Origin of the sequence: Phenylobacterium sp. (assembly GCF_024508875.1) — a bacterium.
Lineage (GTDB): Bacteria > Pseudomonadota > Alphaproteobacteria > Caulobacterales > Caulobacteraceae > Phenylobacterium.
Window position 1 is genome coordinate 1 of record NZ_JANINU010000354.1, and the last position, 15,876, is coordinate 15,876.

Here is a 15,876-nt window from a genome sequence, read left to right on the forward strand (position 1 = left end):
AGGCCGCTCATCGCAGGTTCTCCGGGTCTTCCGCCTTGTAGGTGCGGAAATCGACCATGGTGCCCAGGACCTGGAGGTAGGCGATCAGGGCGTCCATCTCGCTCAGCTTCGAGGGGTCGCCGTCGAAGTCGCGCTGATTGACCTTCGCGCCGTAGCGCTTCTTCACGCCCGAGGTTTCGCCGGCGTACGGATCGACCTGCTGTTCGAGGTCGGCCGTGGCGTTGGCGATCTGGTCCTTGGTGTAGGGCACGCCGACAGCCTTGAGGGTCGACAACCGCTGCTCGATGGCCCGGTAGTCGAGATCCTTCTCCGCCAGGAACTTGTACGGCGGCATGTTGGATTCCGGCACCACCGAGCGGGGATCCGTCAGGTGGTCATGATGCCAATTGTCCGAGTACTTGCCGCCCACGCGCGCCAGGTCGGGACCCGTGCGCTTGGACCCCCACTGGAACGGGTGGTCGTACATGCTCTCGGCCGCCAGGCTGTAATGGCCGTACCGCTCGACCTCGTCGCGCAGCGGGCGGATCATCTGCGAGTGACAGACGTAGCACCCCTCGCGGACGTAGATGTCGCGGCCGGCCTGCTCGAGCGGGGTGTAGGGACGGACGCCCTGCACCTTCTCGATCGTGCTCTCCAGGTAGAAGAGCGGGCTGATCTCGACGAGACCGCCGATCGACACCACGACGATGATGCCGATCAGCAGGACGAGCGAATGGCGCTCGAACTTTTCGTGACGCTTCCACATGTTCGCGGGCCCTACTCAGCCGCCGCCAGGGCGGGGACGCCGAGGGATTGCACGCTCGCAGTCGTGGGACTGGGCATGCGGATCGTGCGCCACAGGTTGAAGGACATGATCACCGCGCCGGCGAGGTACATAAGACCCCCGACCGTCCGGATGACGTTCTCGATGTGCTTGGCCGCGACGGTTTCAACGAACGCGTTCGCGAGGTAGCCCTGCGGCGTGTATTCCCGCCACATGAGGCCTTCCATGATCCCGGAGACCCACATCGCGGCGATGTAGAGCAGGATGCCGGTGGTCGCGATCCAGAAGTGCCACTCGACCAGGCGGTTCGAGTAGAGGCTGTCCTTCTTCCACAGCCACGGGACGAGGCAGTACACCGCGCCGAAGCTGATGAAGCCGACCCAGCCGAGGGCGCCGGAGTGCACGTGGCCGATGGTCCAGTCGGTGTAGTGCGACAGCGCGTTGACCGCGCGGATCGACATCAGGGGACCTTCGAAGGTGGACATGCCGTAGAAGGCGATGGCCACGACCATCATGCGGACCACCGGGTCGGTGCGCAGCTTGTCCCACGCGCCCGACAGGGTCATCAGGCCGTTGATCATGCCGCCCCAGGACGGCATCCACAGCATGATCGAGAAGGTCATGCCCAGCGTCTGCGCCCACTGCGGCAAGGCGGTGTAGTGCAGGTGGTGCGGACCGGCCCAGATGTAGATGAAGATCAGCGACCAGAAGTGCACGATCGACAGGCGGTACGAATAGACCGGCCGTTCGACCCGCTTCGGGACGAAGTAGTACATCATGGCCAGGAAGCCGGCGGTCAGGAAGAAGCCCACCGCGTTGTGGCCGTACCACCACTGGATCAGCGCATCTTGGACACCCGCGAAAGCCGAATAGCTCTTGGTCTCGAGCAGGCCCACCGGAATGGCGGCGTTGTTGACCAGGTGCAGGATGGCGATCGTGACGATGAAGGCCAGGTAGAACCAGTTCGCCACGTAGATGTGCGGCTCCTTGCGCTTCCAGATCGTGCCCAGGAAGACCAGGAGGTAGGCCACCCAAACGATCGTCAGCCAGAGGTCGACGTACCATTCGGGCTCGGCGTACTCGCGGCTCTGGGTGATCCCGGCGAGGTAGCCGGTGGCGGCCAGCACGATGAAGAGCTGGTAGCCCCAGAACACGAACCAGGGCCAGGCGCCGCCGGCGAGGCGGGCCTTGCAGGTCCGCTGGACCACGTAGAAGGACGTCGCGATCAGGGCGTTGCCCCCGAAGGCGAAGATCACCGCCGACGTGTGCAGCGGCCGTAGCCGGCCGAAGTTCAGATACGGGAAGTCCGGGAAGTAGAAGATCGTCGGCCAGCTAAGCTGGGCCGCTGCGACCACGCCTGCCGCCAGGCCGGCGACGGCCCAGAACATGGTGGCGATGACCCCGGCCCGGACGACGCCGTCGGCGTAGCGGGTCTGGTCACTGCGGAAGCGGCCGGAGCCGAGGCCTACCGTCATCGTCAGGAAGGCGATGAGGAAGCCCACGAGCATCACATAGCCGTGGAACCGGAAGAGCGGGTCCTTGGTGAACGCCGTGGCCAGCAGCGCGAGAAGCGCGGCCAGGCCGGTGAATGTGTAGAGCGCGATCGCATCGAAGGGTGCGTCGTCGCTTCGGGCTGCAGCCTGCGTCATGGATTCCACGGGTGCGTTTGAGAGACTGCGAGCCTTTGGCCCAGCGTGGCCGCAGGGGCCTTGATATCGGTCAATGCCCACCGGCGACGTGTGCGACACGCTGGCACGGCAATCGGAGACCCAGCATGCCGACGTCCGTCTCGCGCCGTCCCACAGAAGATCAGGTCCTACGCCTGGGCGCGGCGTTCGTCGGCGTCCTGCTCACCGCCAGCACCGCCCTCGCGGCGGACCGTGCGGCGCAGCACATGCGTCTCCTCGGAGTGATCTGCGGCGCCAGCCCCCACCCCCATTGCGGATGGTGCCTCGGAGCGGTGAGTCTCGGCCTGGCGGGGCTCACCGCATTCGCCTATGCGGTGCGGCCGGGCGCCGCTCGCGGCGCGGCCCGCAAGGCCACCTAAAAGGCGCCGATCCTTTCGAAGCTTAGGTTTGCTCCAGATCAAGGCCAAGCTTCCGGATACGGCGCAAACCCCCCGGCAAGCGGCGCTCTAAAGCCGCCTCCAAGGGGATAGACCTATGAACACCAAGATCATCGTCGCGGCCGCGGCCGCCCTGCTGGCCGCCGGTGGCGCGGCCCAGGCGCAGGACTTCCAGCCCAAGGCCAAGGGCGACATCGTCCTCAACGTGCGCGTGACCGATGTGTCGCCCACGGGCAGCGATCCGATCACCACCCTCGCCGGCGCCTCGACGGGTCTGCGCGCCAAGGTCGGCTACGACGTGATGCCGACCATCGGCGTGACCTACTTCTTCACCGACCACGTGGCGGCGGAAATCATCGCCGGCACGACGCAGCACACGGTGAGGGCCAAGGCGCCGGGCACCGACCTGAAGCTCAAGGATACCTGGGTCCTGCCGCCGGTCCTGACGGTGCAGTACCACTTCGCGCCGGGCGCGCGGGTCAGCCCCTATATCGGCGCGGGCGTGAACTACATGCTGTTCTACGGCGGCGACAACAAGAACGGCTTCAACCTGAAGATCGACGACGGATTCGGCACGGCCCTGCAGGCCGGCATCGACATCGCCACGAAGGGCCGCTGGGCGGTCAACCTGGACGCCAAGAAGGTATTCTTCGAGACCGACGCGGTGGATCGCGCCAAGGGCGTGAAGTCGAAGGTGACGCTCAACCCCTGGGTCCTGTCGGCGGGCGTGGGCTACCGGTTCTAAGTCTCGTTGATCCTTCGCAAGGCGCGCCTTGCCGTTGAGGCCCAGGGTATCTCCAACGAAAACGGAGGAAACCCATGGGCAGGCTCAAGGGCAAGGTCGCCTTGATCACAGGCGGCGCGCTCGGTCTCGGGCGCGCCACCGCGATCCGGATGGCCGAGGAAGGCGCGAAGGTCGCCATCACCGACCGCCTGACCAAGGAGGCCGGCGAGCTCGCCGACGAGCTCAACGGCCGCGGCTTCCAGGCCTGCGCCTGGCCCCTGGACGTCTCCCGCGAGGCCGACGTCGAGAAGGTGATCGGCCAGGTCGTGCAGCGGTTCGGCCGGCTCGACGTCCTGGTGAACAATGCCGGTATCGCCGGCGCGAGCAAGCCCACCCACGAGCTCACCGAGGCCGAGTGGGACGCCGTCCAGGCGGTGAACGTCAAGGGCGTATTCTTCTGCACCAAGCACGCCATCCCGCACCTGCGGCGGGCCGGCGGCGGCAGCATCATCAACCTCAGCTCGATCTACGGCCTGGTCAGCGCGCCCGACGTGCCGCCCTATCACGCCTCGAAGGGCGCCGTGCGCCTCATGAGCAAGACCGACGCCCTGATCTATGCCCCCGACCGCATCCGCGTGAACTCGATCCACCCCGGCTTCATCCAGACGCCGATGGTGGAAGGCTACGTGCACGACCTGGGCGACGAGGCGACGGCGCAGGCCCAGCTCGCGGCCCTGCATCCGCTCGGCCATATCGGCGAGCCCGACGACATCGCCTGGGGCTGCGTCTATCTCGCCTCGGACGAGGCCAAGTTCGTGACCGGCGCGGAGCTGGTCATCGACGGCGGCTACACGGCCCGGTGACGGCGCCGTGCCGGCCTTCAGCCTGCCCACCCTGCTCCGCGCTCTGGCGGTCTGGCTGCTGATCGTGGCGACCGAGAGCGCGCAGGGGGCCCTGCGCCGCGTCTTGGCGGGGCCACAGGTGGAATTCGTCGTACGCCAGGCCTCGGTGCTTATCGGCGTGGCGGTGATCTTCGCCATCACCTGGTTCTGCCTGCCATGGATGCGGATCCGAAGTGCGGCCGGCGCGCTGGCGGTGGGCGCGCTCTGGGCCGGCCTCACCCTCGCCTTCGAGTTCGGGCTGGGCCGCGTCATGGGCCTCGGCTGGGGCCGGCTTCTGGAGGACTACGACCTGGCCCGCGGCGGCCTCATGCCGCTGGGCCTGCTGGCGATGGCGCTGACCCCATGGCTGGTCCGCCGCCTGCAGACCGGGCGGACCTGACATCGATCAAGACGGCCGCCGCGCCCCGGTCTAAGGTCGCTTGGCCCGAGTCCAGGACGTCGCCATGAAACACGCCCTCATCCTCGCCCATCCCGCCCGCAAGAGCCTCAACGCCGCCATCGCCGCGGCCTACGAGGAGGAGGCGCGACGCCTCGGCCACGAGGTCGTCGTGCGCGACCTCTATGCGATGCATTTCGACCCGTGCCTGAAGGCCGACGAGATTCCAGGCCGCAAGGCGCCGAAGTTCCACGACGACGTGCGGCGGGAGCGCGAAATGCTGGCCGACGCAGACGTCTTCGCACTGGTCTATCCGTTCTGGTTCAACGCGCCGCCCGCGATTCTCAAGGGCTATGTGGACCGGGTGTTCGGCATGGGCTTCGGCTTCAACCCAGGCGCGGGCGGCAACGCGCCGGCGCTGGTCGGCCGGCGGCTGATCAGCTTCAGCACCTCGGGAGCGCCCGACCATTGGGTGCGCGACACCGGCGCGTTGAACGACCTGACGCGGCTGTTCGACCGCCACCTGGCCGGCACCTGCGGGCTGGTGGTGGAAGACCACGTGCATTTCGGCGGGATCGTCTCGGACCTGACCGACGTGGCGGCGGGCGAGATCCTCGGCCGGGTGAAGACGGTGACGAACGCCCACTTCCGCGCCCATCCGCCGACGGCGAGCTAGGTCGGGACCTCACATCTAGCGGCCGCGCCGGGACCTCGGGCCAGGAGCCGGACGATCTCCCGGGCGAAGCCGACCAGGGGCACGGGCTTCGGCATCACCGGCGCGTCCGCGAAGTCGGGGTCGAGGCCGGCGCGGCCGTATCCGGTGACGAAGGCGAAGGGCACGTCGCGCGCCCGCAGGATCTCGGCGACCGGATAGACGAACTCGCCGGCGAGATTCACGTCCAGCAGCGCGCCGTCCAGGCCGGGATCGCCCGCGAGCTCCAGCGCCTGGGCGAGCGAGGAGGCGGGCCCCACCACCTCGACGCCCTCGTCGCGCAGCAGGTCCTCGATCAGCATCGCCACGAGCGGCTCGTCGTCGACCACGAGGATTCGCCGACCGGCCAGGGATCCTGCAGGCGCCGTGGTCATTCGCCCTCCACCAGCGGGAACTCCAGCGTCGCGGTGAGGCCGGCCAGGCCGTAGTCCAGCTCGGCCGACCCGTGCAACCCGGCCGCGAGGCTGCGCTTGATCAGCCGGGTGCCGAAGCCCTCGTGTTCCGGTGGCGAGACCGACGGGCCGCCGACCTCGCGCCAGGTGAGGCGCAGCACACGCCCGGCAGGACCCTCGCGCACAGACCATTCGACGGTCACCGCGCCGCCTGCGGACAGGGCGCCGAACTTGGCGGCGTTGGTGGCGAGCTCGCCCACCGCCATGCCCAGGGTGACGGCGCGATTGGGGCGCAGGGTCAGGTCGGGACCCGACACCTCGAACGGCGCTCCGTCGCGGGCGTAGGGACGCAGTTGCTCGGAGACGATCTCGACGAGGCGGGCGCCCGTCCAATCGTTGCGGGTGAGCAGGTCGTGGCTCTGCGAAAGCGCCGCGATGCGCGCGAGCACGGCCTGGCTGAAGGCCTTCGGGTGGACGGCAGAGCGCAACGTCTGGGCGACGATCGACTGCACGCTGGCGAGCGTGTTCTTCACCCGGTGGTTCAGCTCGCGCATCAGCAGGGCCTCGCGCTCCTGCACCTCGCGCCTGGGGGTGAGATCGCGGATGACGCTGGTGACGAGCGCTTCGCCATGGTCGGAGAGCAGGCTGAGGTTCGTCTCGATCGGGAACTCCGAGCCATCCTTGCGCCGGCCGAACATGTTGGAGCCGTCGCCCATGCGCCGGGTCGTAGGCTGGGCCAGGTACGCCGCGACATGCCCCGCGTGCCGGCCGCGGAACCGCTCGGGCATCAGCATGTCGATGGGCTGGCCCAGCATCTCGGCCCGGTCGTAGCCGAACAGCCGCTCGGCTTCGGCGTTGAGGAGCGAGATCCGGCCATCCCGGTTCGAGATCACGATGGCGTCCGGCGCACCTTCCAGCAGGCCCCGGAACCGCGCTTCGGTGGTGCGGACGTCCTCAAGCATGCGCTCGGCGCCGGAAACCTCGGCGCGCGCGCGGAGCAGGCGGCGAAGGGCGAAGGCCACGGCCGCCAGCTCGACGACACCGGCGCCCCCAAGGACGGTGAGGTCGATCGCGCCACGCCCCACGACCAGCGCCTCGACCGAAAGCCCCGCCGCGAGGACCAGGAGTCCGGCCGCCGGCCCGAAGGCGAGGGTCGCGACGGTCACGGCCACCAGCACGCCCGCGATGTCCAGACCGTGCGCCGGCAAGCCGCTCGCCGCAGCCGTCAGCAGCGCCGTGGCGCTCGCCGGCAGCGCAAGACCGCCGAGCCGGGACGCCGCGCCCGACGGCCAGCCGGTCGCGAGACCTCGCCAGGCCAGCGCCAAGCGCACACGCCGCCACGCCGCAGCGGCCGATCCGACTCGCGCCCCCATCACGCGCGAGCGCGGGAAGCGCCCGACGCAAAGTCCTTGGCGGGGCTGGGGGCGGTCATCGGGAATCTCCGGATCGGCGCGGAGGATAAGCCCGCGCAGGCGCCTCGCCTTGCGCAAGGTCAAGGCGGGCCGCGTCGTTCTTCCAGGGCGTCACGCCGATCGTTCGGGCGTGCGGGCCGCGGACGTCGCCGCCGGCTCGCCCAGCGCGGCGGTAAGCTTGCGGTCCCAGCCGTAAATGTCGGGGCGGAACGCCACGCGGCCGTCGGCCTCGACGCGCACGGTCCGGTGCAGCACGTCCACCGCCACCGGGCGGCGCAGCGAGAGGCGGCGCGTAGCCCGGCCGGCGATGGCCGCGTCGACCTCCGCCGAACTCCAGCCGAGCAGCGCGGCGGCGAGCTCGCGCGGCTTCTCCAGCCGCATGCAGCCGTGGCTGAAAGCGCGTTGCGGGCGGGCGAACAGGCCCTTGCCCGGCGTATCGTGCAGATAGACGCCGAACGGGCTGTCGAGATCGAACTTCACCTGGCCGAGCGAGTTGTTCGGGCCAGGGCGCTGCTGGAGCCGCCCGTCCACCCGGCGGATGCCCATGGATTCGAGGAGGCCCGGCCGCCGTGCCGCCGCTGGCAGCAGTTCGTTGTTCGCGATGGAGTCCGGCACGTTCCAGGGGGGATTGAACACGACGGCCCGCAGCGCCGACCGGAACATCGGCGTCGGATGCTGCGGCGACCCCACGATGGCGCGCATGCGCAGGGCGGGCGAGCCGCCGCGGAACAGCACGGCCTCCTGGAAACCCGTGTCGACCGTCACCCGGTCGGCCGCGGGCGAACGGGTCCAGCGCCAGCGCTCCAGGTTGGCGTCGATCTGGTCGAGGCGCGCCGCTGCGGACACGCCGAGCGCCTCGCGCGTGGCCGGCCCCACCACACCGTCCGCGTCCAGGCCGTGCAGGCCCTGGAAGGCGCGCACTGCGCCTGCCATCGGCTCGTCGTAGACAGCGAGGGCCTGCGCGGGCTCGCCGTAGCCCTCGGCGGCGAGACGCGCGCGCACCGCCGCGACGTCCGGCCCCGTGTCGCCTACCCGTAGGGAGGGACCTTGGGCGACGGTCGGCCATCCGCCGGCCGCCGCGAGCAGGGCGTAGCGGCCGCGGGCCTCCTGCAGCGCTCGGTAGCCCGGCGCGCGGGGACCCAGCCCCTGCAGCCATTCGGCCAGCCGGCCCCCGGCTCGCGCCGCCGAGAACTCCGCCGGCAAGTCGCGCGGGGGCGGCGTCAGGGCCCAGGCGCTGTCGATCCGGATCGGCGACAGCCGCAGGCCCGCCTCCGTGCGCGCGAAGGCCAGGGTCCGCGCCGACAGGGTCGCGTCGTCGAGGCTGAACACCTCCATACCGAGGCCCAGCGCCGCCCCGATGGCGCGCCGCTCCGCCGCGGTGAAGACCATGGGGCTTGTTTGCGCGCGCGCAGTGAACGGCGCCGCGATGAGGGCCACGAGGCCGCCCGCCAGCGCGCGGCGATTGACTTGACGAGTGTCGATCAAAAAAACTCTCCTCGTCATCATCCTGCGGCTTCCTGCCAGTACCGCCGTGACCGAGATCAAGCTGCGAGGGTCTTGCGGTCGATCAAGGCCGCGGACCGAACTCCAGGCCAAAGGGCGCACATGACCACCCGCAATTTCGAGGCGCTGTTCGCGCCGCGTTGCGTGGCGCTGATCGGCGCCAGCAACCGCCCCGGCTCCGTCGGCCAGGTCCTGGCGGCGAACCTGCTGGCGGGCGGTTTCGCCGGCGAAATCCTGTTCGTGAACGGCAAGGGCGAGCCGGTGAGCGGGCGGCCCGCCTGGCGCAGCGTCGCCGAACTGCCGCAGACGCCGGACCTGGCGGTGATCGCCACACCCGCGGCGGTCGTGCCGCAACTGATCTCCGACCTGGGCGCCCGCGGCTGCCGCGCCGCCGTGGTCATCAGCGCCGGCTTCGAAGGCGACGACCCACAGAGCGCGGCGCTGCGCGAGGCGCTGCTCGCCGCCTCGCGTCCGCACCTGCTGCGGATCGTCGGCCCCAATTGCCTGGGCGTGCTCTCGCCGCGCACCGGGCTAAACGCCAGCTTCGCCCGTGGGACACCCCCGGCGGGGGGATTGGCGCTGGTTGCGCAGTCAGGCGCAGTGGCCGCCGCGGCCCTCGACTGGGCGCCAGCGCACGGCCTGGGCTTCAGCCATGTGGTCACGCTGGGCGATGCGCTCGACATCGACCTGGGCGACGTTCTGGACCACCTGGGCCGCGACGCGGCGACCCGGGCCATCCTCGTCTACCTCGAGAGCCTGCACGACGCCCGCAAGTTCATGAGCGCGGCCCGCTACGCGGCCCGGGCCAAGCCGGTGGTGTTGCTGAAGGGCGGGCGCAGCGCAGCGGGCGCCAAGGCGGCGTTCTCCCACACGCGCGCGCTCGCAGGCGCCGACGCCGTCTATTCCGCCGCGTTCCGCCGGGCTGGCGTGCTGCAGGTAGACGGGCTGGACGAGCTGCTCGACACCGCACTGCTGGTAAGCGCCGCGCCCACCGCGGGCGGGACGCTGACGCTGCTCACCAACGGCGGCGGCGCGGCGGTGCTGGCGGCCGACGCCTTCGAGCGGGCCGGCGGGCGGCTCTCGGTGCTGTCGGCCGAGACCCAGAGCCGTCTGAAGGCCATCCTTCCGGCCCACGCCTCGGCCGGCAATCCGGTCGACATCCTGGGCGACGCCGGCCCCGACCTCTACGCCCGCAGCCTGGAGGCGCTGCTGGAAGCCCCCGAGGTCGATGCGGTCCTGACGATCAACTGCCCGACGGCCGTGGCCGACAGCGACGCCGCCGCGGAGGCTGTGGTCGCGGCCCGCCAGGCCGCCCGCCGCGGCAAGCCCGTGCTGGCCGCTTGGCTGGGCGAGCCCTCGGTGGCGGCGGGCCGGGCGCGCCTGGCCGCCGCCGGCCTGCCCACCTATCCCACCGCCGAGCCGGCCGCCCGGGCCTTCGCCCGCCTGGACGCCCTCGGCCGGTTCCGGGCGCTGCTGCTCGAAGCGCCGGACGAGGGCGGCGCTTCGGGCATCGAGGCCGCCCGCCCGATCATCGAGGCGGCCCTGGCCGCGGGGCGCGCCAGCCTGGATCCGCTGGAGGTCCAGGCGATCCTGCATGCGTACGGCGTCGCCACGCCGGAAATCCGTCTGGCCGCCGCGCCGGCCGAGGTGGCGCGGCTGGTGCAGGCCCATCACGCGGACGCCGCGGTGGCCCTCAAGATCCATTCGCCCGACATCAGCCACAAGTCGGACGTGGGCGGCGTGGTCGTCGGCCTGCGGGGCCCGGAGGAGGCCGAGCGCGCGGCCGAAGCGATGCTGGAGCGCGTGCGGGCCGCCCGGCCGGACGCGCGCCTCGACGGCTTCCTCGTGCAGCCGGCCATCAAGCGCCCCCACGCCCAGGAGATCCTGGCGGGCATCGTGCGCGATCCGACATTCGGGCCGGTGATCGTGGTCGGCCACGGCGGCGTCGCGGTCGAGGTGCTGGCCGACCGGGCGATCGGCCTGCCGCCCCTCAGTCACGCGCTGGCGCTGGACATGGTGGGCCAGACGCACGTCTCGCGCCTGCTGGGCGGCTTCCGCGACGTGCCGAGAGCGGATCTCGACGCCCTGGCCGACCTGCTGGTGAGCCTGGGCCGGCTGGCGACCGACCTGCCCGAGGTGGCGGAGCTCGATCTGAACCCGGTGCTCTGCGACGAGACCGGAGCCCTGGCGCTGGACGCGCGCATCGGCGTCCGGCGGCCCGACGCCGCCACGGCGCGGCCGGCGATCCTGCCCTATCCGAAGGAGCTGGTGCGCAAGGTGCGCGTCGATGGGCTCGAGTTCACGGTGCGGCCCGTGCGCCCGGCGGACCGGGACCTGTTGATCGACATGGTGGACCGCTGCGCGCCCGAGGACGTCCACCTGCGGTTCAGCGGCGGGGTGCGCCACCTGAGCCCCGACCTGGCCACGCGGCTGAGCCAGATCGACTACGACCGGCACATGGCGCTGGTGGCCGAGGCGGAAGACGGCGAGATCGTCGGCGTGGGGCGCCTGGTCGAGGACCCGGAGGGCGAGACCGCAGAGTTCGCCCTGATGGTGCGCAGCGATCACCAGCGGCACGGGCTGGGCGGCCTGCTGCTGCAGGCGGTGCTCGACTACGCGGCCGCGCGAGGACTGCGAGAGGTGTGGGGAGACGTGGCCCGGGAGAACGGCCGCATGCTGCAGCTTTCGCGGGACCTGGGCTTCACCGTCGGCGCCGCCGACGGCGATCCGGCGCGGGTCTGCGTCACCCGCAACGTCGCCCGCGCCGCCGACTAGCCGGCGACGCCGCGACGGGCGGCGACCTTAGTGGATGTTCTGGACGGCCAGTTCGGCTTCGCGCGGCAGGCCGTAGGCGCGGTCGCGGGCCGGAAGACGCATCGCCATCCGCGTGGCCTCGCGCATCGAGGCGAAGGGCGTCGCGTCCGCGGCGTTCGTCACCCATTGCGTGCCGCCGGCCGGCATGACCAGCAGATAGCGCTCGGCGTGGGCGGCGGTGTCGGTCCGGGCGACGAGCGCGGGGCTGACGGGGGCGACGGCGAACATTCGGGCTCTCCTGGTTGATGTCCGCAGCTAAGCTCGGCGACGGACCGCTCGCCATTCGGGACGCTTCCCTAGGTAGCGCTACGGAGGGCGCGCGGCCGCGCTTGATCGGCATCAAGGCGCTGCGTCCGGCGGGCGGGGAAGCTTGGGGCCCGGAGGAGCCCATGCCCAAGCCGCCCGCTTCCGCGCCGATCCCCGCGACGCCCAACGTCGCCAGGCTCGCCGCCGCCCCGCTCGATGCCTGGCTATCGAGCTATGCTCTCGGCCGGGAGGCGATGACCGTGTGGACCGGGGCCTATTTGGCCTGGGCGGACGCGGCGACCGACCTGGGCTGCACCTGTCTCAACCTCTGGAGCCAGGTCGCGGCCGACCAGCTCGCCAATGGCGGGGTGCGTGCGCCGCTGCTCAACGACGCCTGATCACAAGCCCAGCGAACTTGACCTTGGTCAAAGCGGAGCCCCGTTCGCGGCGCTGTGCTGACTTGGACGCCGGACAGCTCCGGCAGGGAGGTCAAGATGCAGGAAGCTTTCGTCTCGGATCGTGCGCTCGCGCGGGATGCGGCCGACGCCCGAACGGCGGACCGGCTGAACCGGCTGGCGGACCTGGCCCAACAGATCAGCCGCCGCCGCGAACTCAGCGCGGGCGAGGTGTCCGAGGACATCGCCGATCAAGTGGACGGCCAAGCGTCCGATCCGCTGCCGGCGCGCCCCTTCCTGGAAGCGCTGCTCGGCGCCGTCGTGGAAGGCCCGCACCGGATCGCCATCGACTGCGCCGCCGACCTGGCCCTGCCGGCCAGCGAACTGGTCGCCCTGGGCGCCGTCGCCTGCGAGGCGGTCGACAACGCCCTCAACCACGCCTTTCCGTCCGGGGGCGAGGGACGCATCTGGGTCCGGCTGGTCGAGGAGCGCGGCCGCACCCTGCTCACCGTGCGCGACAGCGGCCTGGGCATCGACGACCTGGCGCACGGCGCCCACGCGGGCGGCGCGCGGATGATCGACCTGCTGGCCGGCAGCCTCGGAGGCTATGCGCGGCTCGGCAGCGCGCCGTTCGGCGGCGGCCTGGTCACCGTCTCCTACCCGACCACCCACTGAGGGGCGGGCCCCTTAAGGGGTCAGCACCGCGGCGCCGGCGAAGGCGCCCCGCCGCAGGTCGGCCAGCGCCGTGTTGGCCTCCGAGAGCGGATAGCAGCTCACGTGCGGCCGCACGCCGGCCGCCGCCGCCAGCGGAAGGTAGTCGGCGGCGTCCTCGCGCGTGAGGTTGGCCACCGAGACGAGGCGGCGCTCCTCCCAAAGCAGGGCGTAGGGGAAGCTCGGGATGTCGCTCATGTGGATCCCGCCGCACACCACCACGCCGCCCTTGTCCACCGCCGCCAGCGCGGCCGGAACCAGTTCGCCCACCGGCGCGAAGATGATGGCGGCGTCGAGAGGCTCGGAGGGCCGCTCGTCCGAGCCGCCGGCCCAGGCGCAGCCCAGGTCGCGCGCCAGCCCCTGGGCGGCCATATCGCCGGGCCGCGTGAACGCGTGGACGGCCTGGCCCTGGTGGATCGCCAACTGCGCCAGCAGGTGGGCGGCCGCGCCGAACCCGTAGAGACCTAGCCGGCGGACACGGGCCGGATCGCCCGCCATGCGCCACGCGCGGAAGCCGATCAGCCCGGCGCACATCAGCGGGGCGGCCTCAACGTCGGACAGGCCCGCCGGCAGGGGAAACGTGAATGCCGCCCGCGCCATGATGGCCGAGGCGTAGCCGCCGTCACGGGTCCAGCCGGTGAACTCCGCCGCCTCGCACAGGTTCTCCCGCCCGGCGCGGCAATAGCGGCAGGTCCCGCACGTTCCCCCCAGCCAGGGCGCGCCCCGCCGCTCGCCCAGGGCCACGCCGGTGACGCCGGGACCGATGGCCTCGACCGTCCCAACCACCTCGTGCCCGGGACAGACACGCGGCCGGCGCACCGCGAGCTCGCCGTCGACGATGTGCAGGTCGGTCCGGCAGACGCCGCAGGCGAGAACCCGCAGCCGCAGCTCGCCGGGTCCGGGCTCGGGCGCATCGCACGTCTCGGCCACGAGCGGCCGGCCGGGCTGCTCCAGCACCATCTTGCGCATGGAAGGCTCCTGGATCGGCAAGGCAGTGAGGCGCCTTTCGGGCCGGCGCGGAAGCCCGGTCTACAGCGGCCCTTTCGGACCCGTGCGCCGGGTGGCGCGCCAGATCATCCAGCCGCCGATCAGGATCAGAATCTGCGCGGTGGCCGAGGCGAGCAGCCCGCCGGCCAGACCCAGACGGATCGCCCAGGTCTCGGCGAGGGCGCTGTCGCCATAGACCACGGCGGCGATCGCCGCGAAGCCGGCCAGCCCCAGGACCAGACAGATGAGCCCGGCTACGGCCAGGCCCGTGCGCGGCTTCGCCGGCGGCGGCGTCACGATGTCACGCATCCAGATGCTCCACGTGGCCGAAGCCCTGACGGTAGTCGAGCAGTCCAACGGCGTCGAAGGTGACCTCGAACAGCGCCAGCTCGGCGTCGCCGGAGGTGATGTACTGGGCGACCTCGCTGAACTTCCCCATGAAGAGCAGGCCGACGCGGCCGATGTCCTCTTCCGACGTAAGCCGGCGCGCGCGCCCTCGGGCGGAGAGGCCGCGAATCTCGGCCCAGTCGCGGTAAGGCAAGGTGACGGTGACTGCGACCCGGTCGTCGCGCGCCAGGTTGGCAGCCTTGAGCGAGCCGCTGGAGCAGCCGAAGTAGAGCTTCGGCCCCTCGCTCGCATAGCTGACGGTGGTGGCGTGCGGCCCGCCGTCGGCCATCACGGTGGCGATGGTGGCGTCGCGTCCCTCGGACAGGACGGCGCCGATCTGGGCCTCGTTTCGCATGGCACGGCCTCCTCGCGGGAGGGGTGATGGCGCATCCGCGCGGGATCCGCCTTGCGCAAGGTCAATGAAGACCGCCCGCCAGCGCCGGGCGAACGTATTCAGGATCTCGGAGGTACGGCGTCCCTGACGCCGAGGGCCGTGGCTGGGGAACTAGGACTCGAACCTAGAATGACGGTACCAAAAACCGCAGTGTTACCATTACACCATTCCCCAGCAGGAACGGCCGCGAGGACCCTCAGGGCCTCGGGAGCGGGGGAAATAGCGCAGCGCGCGGGCCGATGCAACGCCCCCGACAAACCTCTTTTTACCCCGCTTGCAGGCCGGCGGACCCTCCTCTATAAGCGCGCCTCCAAGTCGGAGTGTGGCTCAGTCTGGTAGAGCACTGCGTTCGGGACGCAGGGGTCGCAGGTTCAAATCCTGCCACTCCGACCATCTTCTCCCCGCGGCCCGGGCGGGGAATTCTCCAAAGCCGTTAGCCTAGTGAAGTCCGCGAGTTAGGCGGGCCCTGTGGCTGTGTGGCGATGCCGCGGCCAGGCCCGTGCCCGCCCGAACCGCAGCGAGGCGCACCAGCCGCCTGCAGGGAGGGCCTCGGCGTTCCATAACCTTTCGGCATGAGCGCCGCGCCGGCCGTCCCGGTACCCCTCCGCATCGACCGACGTTCGGTCGCGCCGCAGCGGCGGCGGTAGTGGAGGACGCCCAATTGAGAACAAGACCCTTCGACCTGAAGGCCATCGCCGCTGCGGCGGCCGCCGTCGCGTTGGGCGCGGCCCTGCCGGCCGCCCCGGCGATGGCCGCCACGCCTGAGATCTACACCCCCGCGTTCTCCCAGGTCGCCATCGGCGGCTACGACGCCGTGAGCTATTTCGGCGGCGTGCCGGTTAAAGGGGACGCGAAGTTCGCCACCACCTGGAAGGGCGCGGAGTTCCGCTTCGCCAACGCCGCCAACCTGGCGAAGTTCAAGGCCAACCCGGTCGCTTATGCGCCGCAGTACGGCGGCTATTGCGCCTGGGCCGTGGCCGGCGGCTATACCGCCAAGGGCGACCCGATGGCGTGGAAGGTCGTGGGCGGCAAGCTCTACCTGAACTACGACCAGAACGTTCAGAAGCGCTGGGCCAAGGACATCCCCGGCAAC

18 protein-coding genes and 2 tRNA genes are annotated in these 15,876 nt (G+C 71.1%); 10 read left to right on the plus strand and 10 right to left on the minus strand.

The annotated features are described in order from the left end of the window. Positions 1 to 7: 7 nt before the first annotated feature. Both ccoO and ccoN read right to left on the minus strand, forming a co-directional pair. Positions 8 to 745: a cytochrome-c oxidase, cbb3-type subunit II gene (gene ccoO / locus Q0L11_RS23795; RefSeq protein ID WP_296600643.1), complete on the minus strand. Its 738-nt coding sequence runs from the start codon at positions 743 to 745 to the stop codon at positions 8 to 10. Between the two features lie 11 nt (positions 746 to 756). Further along, entirely contained in the window at positions 757 to 2,238 is a 1,482-nt protein-coding gene (gene ccoN, locus Q0L11_RS23800) for a cytochrome-c oxidase, cbb3-type subunit I (protein WP_296600666.1), read from the minus strand. A gap of 299 nt (positions 2,239 to 2,537) precedes the next feature. On the opposite strand from ccoN, the gene Q0L11_RS23805 reads away from it, so the two are divergent. The 5 genes from Q0L11_RS23805 (at position 2,538) to Q0L11_RS23825 (ending at position 5,506) form a co-directional block, all read left to right on the plus strand. Beyond that, positions 2,538 to 2,810 (plus strand): hypothetical protein, encoded by a 273-nt coding sequence (locus tag Q0L11_RS23805; RefSeq protein WP_296600645.1) that lies wholly within the window; start codon positions 2,538 to 2,540, stop codon positions 2,808 to 2,810. Between the two features lie 115 nt (positions 2,811 to 2,925). After that, positions 2,926 to 3,573, plus strand: a complete 648-nt coding sequence (locus tag Q0L11_RS23810; protein WP_296600646.1) for an OmpW family outer membrane protein — start codon at positions 2,926 to 2,928, stop codon at positions 3,571 to 3,573. Positions 3,574 to 3,647: 74 nt separating this feature from the next. After that, entirely contained in the window at positions 3,648 to 4,415 is a 768-nt protein-coding gene (locus tag Q0L11_RS23815) for an SDR family NAD(P)-dependent oxidoreductase (RefSeq protein ID WP_296600648.1), read from the plus strand. A gap of 7 nt (positions 4,416 to 4,422) precedes the next feature. Next, entirely contained in the window at positions 4,423 to 4,833 is a 411-nt protein-coding gene (locus Q0L11_RS23820; protein ID WP_296600649.1) for a hypothetical protein, read from the plus strand. A gap of 64 nt (positions 4,834 to 4,897) precedes the next feature. Next, entirely contained in the window at positions 4,898 to 5,506 is a 609-nt protein-coding gene (locus Q0L11_RS23825; protein ID WP_296600651.1) for an NAD(P)H-dependent oxidoreductase, read from the plus strand. On the opposite strand, the gene Q0L11_RS23830 is transcribed toward Q0L11_RS23825, so the two are convergent. The 3 genes from Q0L11_RS23830 to Q0L11_RS23840 all read right to left on the minus strand — a co-directional run bounded on the left by Q0L11_RS23830 (position 5,503) and on the right by Q0L11_RS23840 (position 8,831). Then, complete coding sequence (locus Q0L11_RS23830) at positions 5,503 to 5,916, minus strand: response regulator (RefSeq protein ID WP_296600652.1); 414 nt, start codon at positions 5,914 to 5,916, stop codon at positions 5,503 to 5,505. The two genes, Q0L11_RS23825 and Q0L11_RS23830, sit on opposite strands and share 4 nt — an antisense overlap. Then, complete coding sequence (locus Q0L11_RS23835; protein WP_296600653.1) at positions 5,913 to 7,259, minus strand: HWE histidine kinase domain-containing protein; 1,347 nt, start codon at positions 7,257 to 7,259, stop codon at positions 5,913 to 5,915. The genes Q0L11_RS23830 and Q0L11_RS23835 overlap by 4 nt, the downstream gene beginning before the upstream one ends. Positions 7,260 to 7,457: 198 nt before the next feature. Continuing rightward, entirely contained in the window at positions 7,458 to 8,831 is a 1,374-nt protein-coding gene (locus Q0L11_RS23840) for a L,D-transpeptidase family protein (protein ID WP_296600654.1), read from the minus strand. Between the two features lie 120 nt (positions 8,832 to 8,951). Here Q0L11_RS23840 and Q0L11_RS23845 point away from each other — a divergent pair, with 120 nt between their 5' ends. Next, positions 8,952 to 11,624, plus strand: coding sequence for a bifunctional acetate--CoA ligase family protein/GNAT family N-acetyltransferase (locus Q0L11_RS23845; RefSeq protein WP_296600655.1), 2,673 nt, complete (start codon positions 8,952 to 8,954; stop codon positions 11,622 to 11,624). Positions 11,625 to 11,651: 27 nt separating this feature from the next. Here the strand turns inward: Q0L11_RS23845 and Q0L11_RS23850 are convergent, their stop codons facing one another. After that, entirely contained in the window at positions 11,652 to 11,891 is a 240-nt protein-coding gene (locus tag Q0L11_RS23850; protein WP_296600657.1) for a hypothetical protein, read from the minus strand. 161 nt (positions 11,892 to 12,052) lie between these two features. Between Q0L11_RS23850 and Q0L11_RS23855 the strand changes: the two genes are divergently transcribed. Next, a complete protein-coding gene (locus tag Q0L11_RS23855; RefSeq protein ID WP_296600659.1) occupies positions 12,053 to 12,307 on the plus strand; it encodes a hypothetical protein in 255 nt (84 codons plus the stop codon). A gap of 96 nt (positions 12,308 to 12,403) precedes the next feature. After that, positions 12,404 to 12,979 carry an ATP-binding protein gene (locus Q0L11_RS23860; RefSeq protein WP_296600661.1) on the plus strand — a complete coding sequence of 192 codons (576 nt, stop codon included), beginning with the start codon at positions 12,404 to 12,406 and terminating at the stop codon, positions 12,977 to 12,979. 12 nt (positions 12,980 to 12,991) lie between these two features. On the opposite strand, the gene Q0L11_RS23865 is transcribed toward Q0L11_RS23860, so the two are convergent. The 4 genes from Q0L11_RS23865 to Q0L11_RS23880 form a co-directional block, all read right to left on the minus strand. Next, the gene (locus Q0L11_RS23865; RefSeq protein WP_296600662.1) at positions 12,992 to 13,984 is read right to left on the minus strand and encodes a zinc-dependent alcohol dehydrogenase family protein; all 993 of its coding nucleotides are present in this window, start codon (positions 13,982 to 13,984) and stop codon (positions 12,992 to 12,994) included. Positions 13,985 to 14,044: 60 nt separating this feature from the next. Further along, positions 14,045 to 14,311 (minus strand): hypothetical protein, encoded by a 267-nt coding sequence (locus Q0L11_RS23870; protein ID WP_296600663.1) that lies wholly within the window; start codon positions 14,309 to 14,311, stop codon positions 14,045 to 14,047. Next, on the minus strand, positions 14,304 to 14,744 hold the full coding sequence (locus Q0L11_RS23875) for a pyridoxamine 5'-phosphate oxidase family protein (RefSeq protein ID WP_296600664.1): 441 nt from the start codon (positions 14,742 to 14,744) through the stop codon (positions 14,304 to 14,306). Before Q0L11_RS23875 ends, Q0L11_RS23870 begins: the two co-directional genes overlap by 8 nt. A 139-nt stretch (positions 14,745 to 14,883) precedes the next feature. Further along, a tRNA-Gln gene (locus tag Q0L11_RS23880) sits at positions 14,884 to 14,957 on the minus strand. Positions 14,958 to 15,099: 142 nt separating this feature from the next. Between Q0L11_RS23880 and Q0L11_RS23885 the strand changes: the two genes are divergently transcribed. Continuing rightward, positions 15,100 to 15,176, plus strand: a tRNA-Pro gene (locus Q0L11_RS23885). A 268-nt stretch (positions 15,177 to 15,444) separates the two neighbouring features. Further along, a partial coding sequence (locus tag Q0L11_RS23890; protein WP_296600665.1) for a YHS domain-containing (seleno)protein occupies positions 15,445 to 15,876 on the plus strand: 432 nt, incomplete at its 3' end.

Excerpts from the sequence above, each read along its gene's own strand:
- ccoO (WP_296600643.1), bottom strand. The coding sequence starts at position 745 with ATGTGGAAGCGTCACGAAAAGTTCGAGCGCCATTCGCTCGTCCTGCTG.
- ccoN (WP_296600666.1), bottom strand. The coding sequence starts at position 2,238 with ATGACGGTAGGCCTCGGCTCCGGCCGCTTCCGCAGTGACCAGACCCGC.
- Q0L11_RS23805 (WP_296600645.1), top strand. The coding sequence starts at position 2,538 with ATGCCGACGTCCGTCTCGCGCCGTCCCACAGAAGATCAGGTCCTACGC.
- Q0L11_RS23810 (WP_296600646.1), top strand. The coding sequence starts at position 2,926 with ATGAACACCAAGATCATCGTCGCGGCCGCGGCCGCCCTGCTGGCCGCC.
- Q0L11_RS23815 (WP_296600648.1), top strand. The coding sequence starts at position 3,648 with ATGGGCAGGCTCAAGGGCAAGGTCGCCTTGATCACAGGCGGCGCGCTC.
- Q0L11_RS23825 (WP_296600651.1), top strand. The coding sequence starts at position 4,898 with ATGAAACACGCCCTCATCCTCGCCCATCCCGCCCGCAAGAGCCTCAAC.
- Q0L11_RS23830 (WP_296600652.1), bottom strand. The coding sequence starts at position 5,916 with ATGACCACGGCGCCTGCAGGATCCCTGGCCGGTCGGCGAATCCTCGTG.
- Q0L11_RS23845 (WP_296600655.1), top strand. The coding sequence starts at position 8,952 with ATGACCACCCGCAATTTCGAGGCGCTGTTCGCGCCGCGTTGCGTGGCG.
- Q0L11_RS23850 (WP_296600657.1), bottom strand. The coding sequence starts at position 11,891 with ATGTTCGCCGTCGCCCCCGTCAGCCCCGCGCTCGTCGCCCGGACCGAC.
- Q0L11_RS23855 (WP_296600659.1), top strand. The coding sequence starts at position 12,053 with ATGCCCAAGCCGCCCGCTTCCGCGCCGATCCCCGCGACGCCCAACGTC.
- Q0L11_RS23860 (WP_296600661.1), top strand. The coding sequence starts at position 12,404 with ATGCAGGAAGCTTTCGTCTCGGATCGTGCGCTCGCGCGGGATGCGGCC.
- Q0L11_RS23865 (WP_296600662.1), bottom strand. The coding sequence starts at position 13,984 with ATGCGCAAGATGGTGCTGGAGCAGCCCGGCCGGCCGCTCGTGGCCGAG.
- Q0L11_RS23870 (WP_296600663.1), bottom strand. The coding sequence starts at position 14,311 with ATGCGTGACATCGTGACGCCGCCGCCGGCGAAGCCGCGCACGGGCCTG.
- Q0L11_RS23875 (WP_296600664.1), bottom strand. The coding sequence starts at position 14,744 with ATGCGAAACGAGGCCCAGATCGGCGCCGTCCTGTCCGAGGGACGCGAC.